This is a genomic window from Thermogemmatispora aurantia (assembly GCF_008974285.1).
GTDB classification, from domain to species: Bacteria; Chloroflexota; Ktedonobacteria; order Ktedonobacterales; family Ktedonobacteraceae; genus Thermogemmatispora; species Thermogemmatispora aurantia.
Genome location: NZ_BKZV01000008.1, coordinates 21,953 through 35,550, shown reverse-complemented (window position 1 = coordinate 35,550; position 13,598 = coordinate 21,953). Strand labels below are relative to the sequence as shown.

Annotated in this window: 10 protein-coding genes; 7 read left to right on the top strand and 3 right to left on the bottom strand. The window is 61.4% G+C overall.

Translation table 11 applies throughout. From position 1 onward, the window contains the following. The first annotated feature begins 4 nt into the window (after positions 1–4). The 3 genes from KTAU_RS19395 to KTAU_RS19385 are packed head-to-tail and all read left to right on the top strand — an operon-like array spanning position 5 to position 3,395. Positions 5–1,003 carry an ABC transporter permease gene (locus KTAU_RS19395; protein WP_151729924.1) on the top strand — a complete coding sequence of 333 codons (999 nt, stop codon included), beginning with the start codon at positions 5–7 and terminating at the stop codon, positions 1,001–1,003. Then, positions 1,003–2,220: an ABC transporter ATP-binding protein gene (locus KTAU_RS19390; protein WP_308789055.1), complete on the top strand. Its 1,218-nt coding sequence runs from the start codon at positions 1,003–1,005 to the stop codon at positions 2,218–2,220. Before KTAU_RS19395 ends, KTAU_RS19390 begins: the two co-directional genes overlap by 1 nt. Then, a complete protein-coding gene (locus tag KTAU_RS19385; protein ID WP_151729923.1) occupies positions 2,217–3,395 on the top strand; it encodes an ABC transporter ATP-binding protein in 1,179 nt (392 codons plus the stop codon). The genes KTAU_RS19390 and KTAU_RS19385 overlap by 4 nt, the downstream gene beginning before the upstream one ends. Here KTAU_RS19385 and KTAU_RS19380 read toward each other — a convergent pair. From KTAU_RS19380 to KTAU_RS19370, 3 genes are all read right to left on the bottom strand, one after another. Then, positions 3,386–4,819: an amidohydrolase family protein gene (locus KTAU_RS19380; protein WP_151729922.1), complete on the bottom strand. Its 1,434-nt coding sequence runs from the start codon at positions 4,817–4,819 to the stop codon at positions 3,386–3,388. The genes KTAU_RS19385 and KTAU_RS19380 overlap by 10 nt on opposite strands. A gap of 107 nt (positions 4,820–4,926) precedes the next feature. Continuing rightward, complete coding sequence (locus KTAU_RS19375; protein ID WP_151729921.1) at positions 4,927–6,282, bottom strand: dihydroorotase; 1,356 nt, start codon at positions 6,280–6,282, stop codon at positions 4,927–4,929. Positions 6,283–6,379: 97 nt separating this feature from the next. Beyond that, positions 6,380–7,024 carry a cysteine hydrolase family protein gene (locus KTAU_RS19370; RefSeq protein ID WP_151729920.1) on the bottom strand — a complete coding sequence of 215 codons (645 nt, stop codon included), beginning with the start codon at positions 7,022–7,024 and terminating at the stop codon, positions 6,380–6,382. A 380-nt stretch (positions 7,025–7,404) separates the two neighbouring features. Here KTAU_RS19370 and KTAU_RS19365 point away from each other — a divergent pair, with 380 nt between their 5' ends. The 4 genes from KTAU_RS19365 (at position 7,405) to KTAU_RS19350 (ending at position 13,582) form a co-directional block, all read left to right on the top strand. Then, positions 7,405–8,256 carry a TIM barrel protein gene (locus KTAU_RS19365; protein ID WP_151729919.1) on the top strand — a complete coding sequence of 284 codons (852 nt, stop codon included), beginning with the start codon at positions 7,405–7,407 and terminating at the stop codon, positions 8,254–8,256. Positions 8,257–8,372: 116 nt separating this feature from the next. Then, complete coding sequence (locus KTAU_RS19360; RefSeq protein ID WP_151729918.1) at positions 8,373–9,392, top strand: BMP family protein; 1,020 nt, start codon at positions 8,373–8,375, stop codon at positions 9,390–9,392. Positions 9,393–9,696: 304 nt separating this feature from the next. Next, the gene (locus KTAU_RS19355; RefSeq protein WP_151729917.1) at positions 9,697–10,875 is read left to right on the top strand and encodes an ABC transporter permease; all 1,179 of its coding nucleotides are present in this window, start codon (positions 9,697–9,699) and stop codon (positions 10,873–10,875) included. A gap of 10 nt (positions 10,876–10,885) precedes the next feature. Beyond that, positions 10,886–13,582, top strand: a complete 2,697-nt coding sequence (locus KTAU_RS19350; protein WP_170293440.1) for an ATP-binding cassette domain-containing protein — start codon at positions 10,886–10,888, stop codon at positions 13,580–13,582. Positions 13,583–13,598: the final 16 nt, after the last annotated feature.

Here is a 13,598-nt window from a genome sequence, read left to right as displayed (position 1 = left end):
AACCATGAGCCTGGGTAAGGATCTTAAGCACGTAGCTACTCTGGAGCCGGAAACGATCCCGTCAACGTTTCCAAAAAAGTTTCCACGCAGGGATTCGCGGCTGGCCCGCCTGGGTGAGAACCTCCGGCTCGTCTGGCGGGTTTTGACGAGCAATCGCAAGGTGGCGATTGGCAGCAGCATTGTCGCCTTCTTCTTGTTGGTGGCCATCTTCGGGCCACTGCTGGCCCCTTATGATCCCACCGCGACCTCCAGGCTCTCGGAAACGCCGCCCTCGGCAGCCCACTGGCTGGGCACGACGGCCACGGGTCAGGACATCTTCTCGCAGCTGCTCTACGGCACGCGCAGCAGTGTGTTCTGGGGTTTCCTGACCGGCCTCCTGGTGACACTGGTCTCGGTCGTGGTCGGCCTGGTGAGCGGTTACCTCGGCGGGATCATCGACGAGATTCTCTCGCTGGTGACCAACGTCTTCCTGGTGATCCCTGCGCTCCCACTGGCCATTGTGGCGGTCGGCTACTTCCCCAAGGGGCCGTTGACGATCGCCCTGGTGATTATCCTCACCAACTGGTCGTTCAACGCCCGGTTGCTGCGAGCACAGACGCTCTCGATGCGCAGCCGGGAGTTTGTGACCGCGGCGCGGGCCAGCGGTGAAAGTGTGTGGCGCATCATTTTCTTCGAAATTTTCCCCAACGAGATCGGCATTGTGGCGGCGGCTTTTGTGAGCACAGTGATTTTTGTGCTGTTGGCCTGGACGGCACTGGAATTCCTGGGTCTGGGTGATATCAATACCGTAAGCTGGGGAAGTATGCTCTATTGGGCTCAGCAGTCCGATTCGATCTTCTCTGGCCTCTGGTGGTGGTTCGCTCCCCCAGGCTGCTGCATCGCCTTGCTTGGTGCCGCCCTGGCGCTGATTAACTTCGGTATCGATGAGATTGCCGATCCGCGTCTACGCAGCGAGATCAGCGAGCATGTGCCGAAGGAACTCAAAGAGAAGGCGGTAACGTAATGCCTATGACGGACAACCAGTCTCTCCATACCCCCAACAATCAGAGCAATGACGTCCTTCTGGAGGTCCGCGATCTGAGCGTTGACTACTACGCGGTCAACGGCATCGTGCACGCGGTCAAAGAGGTGAGCTTCGAGCTGCGGCGGGGCGAGATTCTGGGGTTGGCGGGCGAGAGTGGCTGCGGCAAGTCGACTCTCGCTTACGCGATCTCACGCCTCTTGCGTCCACCGGCCTATATCACTGGCGGCCAGGTGCTCTATCACCCACGCAAGCCTGGCAAGCGCGAAGCAACCTCTCACATTGTGGCAGTCAGCGATCTGAGCACCGGTCAGTCGTCTCACAACGGGACTGCAGCAGCTTCGTCTCTCCCTTCACCGGAGACCATCGATGTGCTGCGGCTCTCGCCAGCTCAGCTGCGGGCCTTCCGTTGGAATGAGATGGCCATTGTCTTCCAGAGCGCTATGAATGCTCTCAATCCGGTGATGACGATCGGCACTCAGATTATGGATGTGCTGAAAACGCACTGCCCAGAAATGAGCGCCGCGCAGCGCAAAGAGCACGCTGCCGAGCTTCTGAAGCTGGTTGGTATCGCTCCCGATCGTCTCCGCAGCTATCCCCACGAGCTGAGCGGCGGTATGCGCCAGCGCGCGGTGATCGCCATCGCTCTGGCTCTGACGCCAGAGTTGATCATTATGGATGAGCCGACGACGGCCCTCGATGTCGTGGTCCAGCGCGAGATTCTCGATCTGATCAGCTCGCTCTGCCGCGAGTTCTCCACGGCGCTGATCTTTATTACACACGATCTGTCGCTGCTGCTGGAACTGGCCGATACGATTGCGGTAATGTATGCTGGCAAGATGGTGGAGAAGGCCAGCAGTCGGGAGTTCTACGCTCACCCGCGCCATCCATACAGCTACGGTCTGCTGAATTCCTTCCCCAAGTTGCACGGCCCTATTCGCCGCATGGCCGGGATTCCTGGCTCTCCTCCCGACCTGCGTTCCGTCCCCGCCGGGTGTGCTTTCCATCCTCGCTGCCCCTTTGCCTGGCAGCCTTGCCAGCGGCTTGAGCCCCAGTTGCTGCCCTCGACTGCTGAGACACCACGTCAACTGGTGGCTTGCCATCTCTATGATGCCCATCAACGTCCAGAAGGGCCGCCGAGCAGCGCCGAGTTCGCGGCACGCTACGAGGCTCTGGCTGAAGGGAGTGCAATCGTATGAGCGTTTCCGAGCAGCTGACGGTGCAACAGACTCCAGAGAAGGTATTGGAACCCGTGCTGGAAGCGGAGCATTTGCGCAAGGATTTTCCGCTGCGCACAGTTCGCCTCTTCGGACCTCCGCGCGCTGTCCACGCCGTGGAAGATGCTTCGCTGGCCCTCTACCCCGGGCGCGCCACGGCAGTGGTAGGTGAGAGCGGCAGTGGTAAGACAACGGTGGCCCGCATGTTGGCCCGCCTCTATGACCCGACCTCGGGGGTCATTCGCTTCCACGGCCAGCCAGTCAATCTCAAGGCGCGTGGCCAGGCCCTGCGCGCTTATCGGCGCCATGTACAGTTGATTTTTCAGGACCCCTTCGCTTCTTTGAATCCAATCCATAGTGTCCGCTATCACCTCAGTCGCCCCTTGCGAGTGCATGGCCACGCTCATAACCGCCAGGAGGAGACCGAGCAGATTCTGGCCCTGCTACGCCGCGTGAGCTTGACGCCCGCCGAGCAGTTTATCGAGAAATATCCTTACCAGCTCAGCGGTGGTCAGCGTCAGCGTATCGCTATCGCCCGCGCCCTGGCCGTGCGCCCGGAGGTCTTGCTGGCCGATGAGCCGGTCTCGATGCTGGATGTCTCTATCCGCCTCGATATCCTGAATCTGCTCCTACGCCTCAAGGATGAGGAACAGCTCGCATTACTCTATATTACGCACGATATCGCCAGCGCTCGCTACTTCGCAGAGGAGACGCTGGTGATGTACGCCGGGCAGATGGTGGAAGGAGGCCCAAGTGAGGAGGTAACGCAGCGCCCGAAACACCCCTACACCCAGCTGCTGCTGTCCGCGGCCCCTGATCCTGATCGCATGATGGCTGGCCAGAAGCTACAGCTGCCGGCGCGCGGCGAGATCCCCAGTCTGATCAATCCGCCCAGCGGTTGCCGCTTCCATCCGCGCTGTCCTCATGCGATGGAAGTCTGCCGTCAGCGTTTCCCACGTCGCACTCAGCTGGGCAACGGCCACTGGGCCCATTGTTTCCTCTATGGCGATGGCGACGGGGAGCCGGTGGTCAGCGCACGCCTGAAGACCGCAAGCAGCACTGGGGCAGCAGAGTCGACGGCAACAGACGGCGCTGGCCTCGGCACTTCTTCTCTGACTCCCCCCTCAAGTGGTGCCAGCCCCTCTTCTCAGTCGTAGAGGCTGGTGGTAATGGGAATCTGACTGCGTTTGAGGCCCGAACGCGCGACGACTCGCTCTGTGAGTCGTCGCGCTTGTTCGATGACTTCGCCCTCGTTCAGGGTAAGGACGCGGCGATTCTCCATGACCAGGGTGCCGTTGATCATGCTGTGCTTGACGCTGCTGCCGGTGGCGGCGTAGACCAGGGTCTGCACGGGATCATTGCAAGGCACCCATTCGACCTGGTTGAGGTCGAAGAAGATGAGATCAGCTCGCTTGCCAACTTCGACAGAGCCGATTTCATCCTCCCAGAGGAGGGCGCGCGCGCCTTCGATGGTGGCCATGCGAATGGCCTGTCGAGCCGGGATCATAGCAGCGTCCATGCGCGCGTCTTTGAAGAGGCCCGCCGCCAGGTAGAGCTGGCGTGTCATGTCAAGGGCGCCAGCGGCGGAAACGCCGTCGCAGCCAAGGGCGACAGTGATGCCGGCTGCCAGCATTTCGGGATATTTGCCAATACGTGTGGCCCCCTTGGCAATCTTGAGTGAGGTACCGGGACAGAAGGCGACTTTGGTGCCCCGCTGAGCCAGAAGGTCAATCTCGTGGTCTTTGATGGCCACGACATGGGCCAGGACGAGATTCGGCCCCAAGGCGCCAATGCGCTCCAGGCGCTCGACCGGCCAGAGACCATATTTCTGCTCGCTGACACGCGCTTCTTCGATGGAGGAGGCAATATGATAGGTGGTGCCGACGCCGAGCCGCTCGGCTAGCTGGCGGGCGCCACGGTGCAGCTCGGGACTGCATGGCTCTTTGCCTTCGATGTTGACCCAGCAACGGATGCGTCCGTCGGCATAGCCGTGCCAGCGCTTGACACAGGCTTCGAGGGCGGCCAGGGCTTCGTCGGCGTCGCGGAAGAAGTGATGGGCGACCATCTCAGGGGTCCAGTAGGGTGGGATGACCTCCGGTTTGACGTCGGCGGCGTGGCGGCCCGTGATGCCGCGCATGCCAGCCTGGGCCGCCGCCCGGACGGTGATACCGGCGTCGTTCTGGGAACCCATGTCCAGGAAACAGGTGGTGCCGGTCTTGATCATTTCGAGACAGGCTAAGAGGACACTCCAGTGCTCAGCCTCTTCGTCGACGGCAGCGTAGAAGGGCTTGGCCCAGTTGAAGACCCAGGGCCGCGTGGTGAGGCTATCAGGAAAGAGGCCGCGACTGAGCTGCTCAGAGAGATGGACATGGGCTTCAATGAGACCGGGCATGAGCAGGGTGCGTCGCCCATCGATGATGCGGTCGAAGTGGCTACCTCGGTAACGGGCGGCGATGTCGTCGGCCCGGCCTACGGCGGCAATGCGCGTGTCTTCGATGACGACCGAGGCGTGCTCCAGGACACTGTCATGTTGATCAACGGTCAGAAGATAGTCAACGTTATCGATGAGGATGCGTGTCATCGCTTCGTTCCTCGCTGTTTTCTGGCTCTCTGGTTTGATCAGCTGACGAGACGGCAGACTGCTACCGTTGGGCTGCCGCCCGGTCTGGCCGGCAGCCCTCTCCTCGCTTAGGGATAGGAGCGCAGGACGCGCCCGATGCCCGGCTTGACGAGCAGTTGGCCCTCGCGATAGACAAGTTGGCCCCCCTTGATGGTAAGCACCGGCCAGCCTTTGACTGTCATGCCGTTGGCTGGCGTCTTGAGCTTGGAGAAGGTGGTCTCGGGACTGACGATACGCTCGGCTTCCATGTCGACGAGGACGAGGTCGGCGTCTTTGCCAATGGCGATGGAGCCTTTGCGGTCGTCAATGTGGTAGAGGCGGGCAGGATTGAGGGCCGCGACTTGGACGAGTTGCTGCAGGGTGATACGGCCTTTGTGAACGCCTTCGGAGAGGAGGAGCGGGAGGGCGACTTCAATGCCAGGCATGCCAGCGGTAACGCTCCAGAGGTCATCGGTTTCGTGCTTTTCGCAGGCGATGTGGTCGGTGCCAACGGTGGCAATGGCTCCACGGCGAATGGCTTCCCAGAGGCGCTCACCGTTGGCGCGGTCGCGCAGGGGCGGATTCATTTTGCCGATGGCTCCGATGCGCGCGCCAGCCTCCTCGGGGAAGACTGTCAGAAACTGGACGAGGGTTTCGAGCACGGGCGGGACCTTGGTCCAGCGGGCCGCGGCATCTACTCCGTCGGCGGTGCTGAGGTGCAGGACGACGATGCGGCAGCCGGTGAGTTCGCTGAGGTAGGCCATCGTGTGGATGTCGGCCACTTCGCAGAAGGCAGGCCTCCCATCGCTCCAGGCTTGCAGGTCTCTGCGCCCGGTGGCCTGGATGGCTGGCAAGGTGTAGCGCACGATTTCGACATCTTCGCAGTGAAGAGCCACTAGCCCATTGAAGGGCGCGCATTGCTTCATGGTGAGATAGGCATCGCCATCATCCAGTGGCTCGATGTCTAGCTCGGCCACCGCAGGCGCACGGTAGTCGAGATGGAGCTTGTAGCAGAGGACGCCAAAGCGCTCGTGATAGAGAGGGATTTCGTCGATGTGCTGCCGGTTCTGGATCTGCAGGTGAATGACCACGTCGCAGTAGGAGTGCTCGGCGATGCTACGCTCCCAGCGCGGGTAGACCTCTAGATAGGAGGCCTTGGCCCGGTTGTGCGGCATCATGACGGTAGTTCCCCCGGCGATGGCGGCGGCACTGGTCTGCTCGACGTCTTGATCAAAAGGATAGTGCACGCCAAGATGAATGTGGGGCTCGACTCGCCCGGGGAGTAAATAGTGACCGCGCCCGTCGATGGTCTCTTGAGCCACTGGCGGGCTGTCGTCGTCACCGAGGGCGCTGATTTTGCCGTCGCGCACAGCGAGCCAGCCGCGGAAGGTGGTGGTGGGCGTGACGATGTGACAATTCTTAACGACCAGGTCCGCTTTTGCCATGATAGTGCACTCTCCTCTCTTCTCGTCTATGCTCTTGATGAACTTATCGACCTCGTCCTGGTGAATCACGCGCGGATGGGCCAACCTTCGCTATGGCTCAGCCCTTGTGCTCGACCTGGGGGGCAACTTGCGCCAGGGCAGGCAAGAGCTCCTCCAACGAGACAACGGCACCAATGTAGCGTTCCCAGACAGCGAGAGCCATGTCATGCCAGGCCGGATCAATGCCTCCGATGCATTCGCGGACAACGACGATGTCGTAGTCGCGCATGTAAGCCTCGCGGACAGTGGTGTCAATGCAGGCGTTGGTGGTGGTGCCAGTGATGAGCAGCAGCCGCCGCCCAAGGATACGCAGGAGGACCTCTAGCCGCGTGCCGTAAAAGGCGCTGAATTTGTGCTTTTCGATGAGATGGCTGCGCTCGTCGATGAGGGGCTGCAGTTCGGCAACGATCTCGGCATCCCAGGTGCCAGGCTGACAGGCGATGCGGGCCCGCTTCTGGGTGTGCGGAGTGATACGATGCAGCGCCCGTGTGTGATCCTCGGCGAAGTGATGCTGGATGGTCCAGATGTCGGGGATGCCACAGGCTTTGCACATTTCCACCAGACGGCGAATGTGGGGGATAATGGCCGCCAGCGGTCTGGTGTCAACCCCACTGAGACCCAGCGTTCCCTGCGGATGACAGAAGGCGTTTTGGACATCAATGACGAGCAGGGCAGTTTCGCGAGGGTCGATCTGGAAGTTCATCTCGCTCCCTCTCTTTCCTGATTGCTTGTTACTGCGCTGCGCCAGCTCCACCTGTCCGAGGCCGGGCCGCTCCCCAAGCTGATCTGATCAGTTGGGCAGGCCAGAGCAAGCGGCTGGCACAGACCGACCTTGCGCTACGACAAGCCGCTCTGCTTCCTTCTCTCCCAAGGCCACCTCGACCACGGGAACGGCGAGAGGCTTGACGGGTTCCGCAAAAAGTGGTATAGTGATTATACCACATTGGCAGCGGCAAAGAGAGCGCCCACCTCTGTCCTCCTCAGTCGAGGACCGGGTTGATCGCTGCCAGAAGTGGTATAATCACTATACCACATCAATGGAGGCCCGGCGCAAGCAAGGGACGCCAGCGAGAGGATGGCACGATGCAGTACATTGCCATGATCGAAGCGATAGCGGATGCGCCGCAGTATCAGTTTCTCTGGCATGAGTTACCGGTTGAGGAGCGCCTCAAAGAGGCGGCGCGTGCGGGTTTTGCTGGTGTTGATTTCTGGGACTGGATTGACAAGGATATTGACCATCTGGCCCAGGTGGCTGCCGACCACGGGATCTTTATCAACTCGGTCTTCGGCTCGCGACGCGGCTCACTAAGCAACGCTGCCGACCATGACCGCGTCCTCGACCAGTTCCGCGAATCGCTGGAGATGGCTGCGCGTTGCGGCATTCGGGCCCTCTTTGTTCAGAGCGATGAGGTCGGTCCTGGGGGGCAGGTGGTGCCTCCGGCTCGGCCCTTGAGCGTGGCTGAGCGCTGGCAGGCGTTAGAGGAAGGACTCTGGCGCCTGGTGGAACTGGTCGATAGCTCAGGACTGGAGGTGACGCTCTTGATTGAGCCGCTCAGCAAGCTGCACGTGCATGGCTATTTGCTGCGCAGCGTCCTCGACGCTGCTCGTCTGGTCCAGCGTCTCAATTCACCCCGGCTGAGGCTGGTTTTTGACCTTTTCCACCAGCAGATCAACGAAGGGAACCTGATCAATAACCTGCGAGCGACGATTGATCTCGTCGGCGCGATCCACATCGCCGATGTTCCCGAGCGTGGTGCCCCAGGGACGGGGGAGATCAATATTGCCAGGATCTACCGTGAGATGCTCGCTCTTGGCTATGATGGCCAGATCGGTTTCGAGTGTGTGCCGGGGCACCGTTCAACCGCGGAGGTATTGGCAGCCATCCGCGCTATTTTCCCCTTCCCCGATCCTGATTCTGACGCTGAGCGGCGCTAGCTGGCACGGTCATCGCGCGCTCTCGCCTGCTGTTGTTGTCCGTGCATTCCGTTCCGTTCGGTTCGTCCTGTCAGAAGTCGCTGGCTCCAGCTCATGGAGCGAAAGGTTGGCTGGCTATGCTGAAAGGCTCTCGGCTTCGGCTCTTCGGGATACCTTTATTTCTCCTCTTCTTGCTTCTGCTCAGCGCCTGTGGCAATCAGGGAACTTCCTCTTCTTCGGGAAGCTCTGGCGGTTCGCAGCCAATCCGGGTGGCGATGGTCACCAGCGGCCCGGTCAATGATCACAGCTGGAATGAGGATGCGCTCAAAGGAGTGCAGCTGATCAAGGAGCAGCTGGGCTGGTCGTTCGCCTATTCGGAGAACGTCTCGCAGGCAGAACAGGCGAACGTGCTGCGTCAGTACGCGCGCCAGGGCTATAATCTGATCTTCGCCCACGGCTTCGAGTACGCTGACTCGGTGAAGGCTGTGGCTCCGGAGTTCCCCAATACGCATTTTGTGATTATCAATGGCACAGGGTCGCTGCCTAATTTGAGCGGAACGGAATTCCGCTATGGCGAGCTGGGCTATTTTACTGGCATGGCCGCCGGTCTGGTGACAAAGAACAATAAGATTGGCATTGTGGCCGCAGTCGATGCGCCCCAGGTGACCGCTGATATCGACACCTTTAAGAAGGGCGTGGCTGCGGTTAACCCGCAGGCCAGCGTCAGTGTGGCCTTTGTTGGCTCTTACGATGACGTGGTCAAGGGTCAGCAGGTGACACAGGCTCAGCTTGATCGTGGCGTGGACGTCCTCACGATTATGGGCAATGCCTTTGATGGGCCGGCCATTAAGCTGGCTCAGCAAAAGGGCGTGAAGGTGATCGCGGGCTGGTCGACGGATGCCTATTCACTGGCCCCCAATACGATTGTGACGAGCGGCGTGCAGGAGGTGCCGGGCCTTTATCTGCAGATCGCCAAGCTCTTTAAGGAGGGTCAGCTGAAGGGGAATACAACCTATCAATTCGGCTTCAAGGAGCAAGTGCAGCATCTGGGACAGTGGGGCGACTGGGTGCCCCAGGATGTACGCACCCGCGTGGAGGCAGCGGTTCAGCAGTATCTGGCCGGGAAGTTGAATATCGGTTTGCCAGCCTCCGCCTAGGGCCGAGGCTATTGGCTGAGCGAGTCTCAATGGCTCGTGAGACGCTTTTCCCTTCTCGCCTGCGCCTGCCTGGCCTTCACTTCAGGCGCCTGTGCGTCCGTCCAAGGCAGAATCCGCGCTACCAGGTCGGAGAACCAGGGTAGGTCAGCCAGGCGGGAAGGGGACCCCATTCCTTGCTGTCATTGCGATGCTCCTCTAGTGTGAGCCGCAGGGTGAGAGGGCAAGGAGGTGAAGCGTTGCGCTTCTCTCGGGTAGCGACACGCACCTCTTGCTTGCCCCTCTCACTCCTTGGGAGCAATTGGCTATGGCTATGATGCGTGTTGTGACAGGTGCGCGCTTCGGCCTCGGGCGGCTGAGGCGCTGGTGGCTCTCGCTCGTGCTGCCGCTGCTGGCCATCGGCCTGGCGCTGCTGCTCGGAGCCGTGGTAATGCTCATCAGCGGCTTCAGCCCGCTCGATGCTTACTCTGGCCTCTTTCAAGGTGCTTTCGGGACGCTGCCTCAGTTCGCCGAGACCCTCAATGAGGCAACGCCGCTGCTGCTGATTGGCCTGGGGATCGCGGTCGCTTTCCGGGCAGGGGCCTTCAATATCGGCGGCGTGGGTCAGGAATACCTGGGCGCCCTGGCAGCAGTGGTTGTCGGCGGCAAGTTCACCGGCCTGCCAGGTTGGCTACATCTGGCATTGGCGACCGCCGCTGGCTTCGTGGCTGGGGGGCTGTGGGCTGCGCCTGCGGCCTTGCTGAAGGTCCGCTTCGGCATCAATGAGGTCATCACGAGCATCCTGCTCAACTACATTGCGATCTATTTCATTGACTATATGATCTCCGGCCCAATCCATGCTCCGGGTTTTACGGCTGCCCCGACCTCATTCCCGGTCCAGCAGGATGCCACCTTCCCTATTCTGGTACGAGGCAGCGATCTAAACGCTGGCTTCTTCCTGGCTCTGCTGGCTCTGTTGGTGATCTTTGTCTTGCTGCGCTACACGACTTGGGGCTACCGCATGCGTCTGGTGGGTCTGAACCGCGAGGCGGCCCGTCATGCCGGGGTGCATGTTGACCGCGTCTACCTGCTCTCCTTCTTCATCAGCGGGGCGCTGGCCGGCCTGGCCGGGGCAATCGAGATCCTGGGCTATCGCTACCAGCTGATCACTGGCTTCGCTCCAAATACGGGCTATGATGCCATCGCTGTCGCGCTGCTCGGTGGCTTGAACCCCGGTGGCGTGGGGCTGGCAGCCCTCTTCTTCGGAGCTTTAGCCAACGGTGCTTCGGCTATGGAGGCCATCGCCCAGCTGCCATCACAGCTGGCGGACATTGTACGGACCCTGGCGATTCTGGCTGTACTGGCTGTTTCGTCACCGGTCATTCTCGATCTGGTGCGTCGGCGCCAGAGCGGTGGAAAGGAGACGGATGGGAGCGACCCGTCTGTCAAGGCCACCGGAGCGGATGGGCAGCCGCCGACGAGTACTGAGACCTTTGTTGCAGAGTGAGGGAGTGCCTATGCGCAAGCAACAGTCCCGACGGTGGCTCTGGGTCGTCCTGACCATCGTGCTGCTGCTGGTCTGTCTGATGATTCTCAATGTGGTGACGGGCCGCCGATCCGGCAATGGTCAGGGGGTCGGCGGTCTGATTGCGCTCCTCACTTCGCCTGATTTCGTGGTGGCTTCGCTGGTGGCCATGACGCCGCTGCTGCTGGCTGCGCTCGGCGGGCTTTTCAACGAGCTGGCGGGAGTGCTGAATCTGGCACTGGAGGCTATCATGCTCTGCGGGGCCCTGGCGGCCTATGTGGGCGCGTTGGTCGGTCATAGCCCCTGGGTCGGTCTGCTGCTGGCAATTGTGGTCGGGATGTTGATCGCTCTGGTGCACGCCTGGTTCTCGGTGACGCTCCGCGTCGATCAGATCGTGAGCGCGGTCGGCCTCAATCTCTTCGCACTGGCGGCTACGGCCTATGTGTTTCGCCTGCGCTTCGGCAACATGTCGCAGTTTCCTTCGGCCCCCGGGTTCGGGACGCTTTCATTTCCGCTCCTCAGCTCGCTTCCCTACATCGGACCGGCCTTCTTTCAGTTGAATGCCCTGGTCTACATCGCCCTGGCCTTGGTCCCGGTGACCTGGTTTGTTCTTTATCGCACCACCTGGGGCCTGGCCCTGCGCGCGGTTGGCGAGAAGCCGCTGGCGGCGACCACGGTCGGCATCGAGGTACAGCGCGTCCGCTATCTGGCCTTGCTGGTCTGCGGGGCTTTGGCTGGCGCTGGCGGCGCGGCCCTGGTGAGCGCCAGTGGTGTGAATGCTTTTCAGGAGAATATGACTGCCGGGCGCGGCTATGTGGCCTTTGCGGCGATCGTCTTCGGGCGCTGGCATCCTCTGGGCATTCTGTTGGGGGTGCTGCTCTTCGGCTTTGGCGATGCCTTGCAGATTCGCCTGCAAGCCTACGGTGTCAATGTGCCTTATCAACTGCTGGAGACGCTTCCTTATGTGATCACGCTGCTGGCGCTGATGTTGCTGATGCGCAATGCCCGCGGCCCGGCGGCCAGTGGCCAGCCTTATAGCACCGAAGGAGCGCGCGCTTTGCTCAAGGGTGCCACTGCTCGCGAAGAGCAGGCGACAGAGGAGACGGCGCCAGCAACAGCGGGGACTGTGCTGGAGCTGCGTCAGATCGTGAAGCGCTTTCCGGGAGTAGTGGCCAACGACCATGTGACGCTGGCCATTCGCAGGGGAGAGATCCATGCCTTGCTTGGTGAGAACGGTGCTGGTAAGACGACGCTGATGAATATTGTCTACGGCCTCTATCGCCCTGATGAGGGCCAGATCCTGGTTGAGGGGAGGCGCGTGCAGATCAGGACACCGCGTGAGGCCATGCAGCTAGGTATTGGCATGGTGCATCAGCATTTCATGCTGATTCCCGCCCTTTCGATCCTGGAAAACATTGTGCTGGGAACGAGGCCGGAGCGGGCGCCCTTGCTTGACTTGCGCCAGGCCGAGCAGCGTATTGCTCAGCTCGCTCAGAGTCTCGGGCTGGAAGCCTCACCCTATGAGCGCGTGCAGAATCTGACGCTCGGGCAGCAGCAGAAGGTCGAGATCATGAAGGCGCTCTATCGCGGGGCCCGCTTGCTGATCCTCGATGAGCCAACGGCAGTGTTGACGCCCCAGGAGAGCGAGGAGCTGTTTGCTCTCTTGCGCCGCCTGCGCGCCGAGGGTGTGACCATTATCTTCATCAGCCACAAGTTGAAAGAGGTGATGGCCATCAGCGATCGCGTGACGGTGATGCGCCTGGGGCGAGTGGTGCGCACGCTGGAGACGCAACAGGCGACGCCATCCGAGCTGGCGCGGCTGATGGTGGGACGGGCGGTCGCGCTGACGGTGGCCAAGGAGGAGGCGGTAGCCGGTGAGGTCCGCTTGCGGCTGGAAGAGGTGCAGGCACGTGGGGGCAATGGCCAGGCTGCCTTGCGCGGCATTTCGCTGGAGCTGCGCGCCGGGGAGATCCACGGTCTGGCGGGCGTTGATGGCAATGGTCAGAGTGAGCTGTTGGAGGTTTTGATGGGTTTGCGCCGCGTCGAGACGGGCCGCATTCTTTTCGAGGGGCGCGATATTACGCTGCTCGATACGGCGGCGCGTCTGGATCTGGCCCTGGCCCATATTCCGGAGGATCGCCATCGGCAGGGCCTGATTCTCGATTTGACGGTGGCTGAGAATATGGTGCTGGATGTCTTTGACCACCCGCCCTATGCGCGCTATGGCTGGCGTCGTTTCAGGGCAGTGGTGGCCCGGGCGCGGCAGCTGATGGTGGCTTTCGATGTGCGGGCTCCGGGTCCGCTGACTCCCATGCGGCATCTGTCGGGTGGCAACCAGCAGAAGGCCGTGCTGGCCCGCGCTTTGGGCCGCGAGCCACGCTTACTGATCGCCATGCAGCCAACGCGCGGCCTGGACGTCGGGGCCATCGCCTATGTCCATCGGCGCATTGTCGAGGCTCGTGATCGTGGCTGCGCGGTGCTGCTGATCTCCTCTGATCTCGACGAGATTCTGGCTCTGAGTGACCGCATTAGTGTGATCTATGAGGGGCGTATTCTGGAAACGCTGCCAGCAGCAGCGGTCGATTTGACGCATCTGGGTTTGCTGATGGCGGGCACGCGCCCGGAGCAGGTGCCGCAGCTACAGCCACAATCGCAGCGGCTGGCCAGCGGCGACTGGCCGGTGACTTAGCCGGCATTGGAGACCG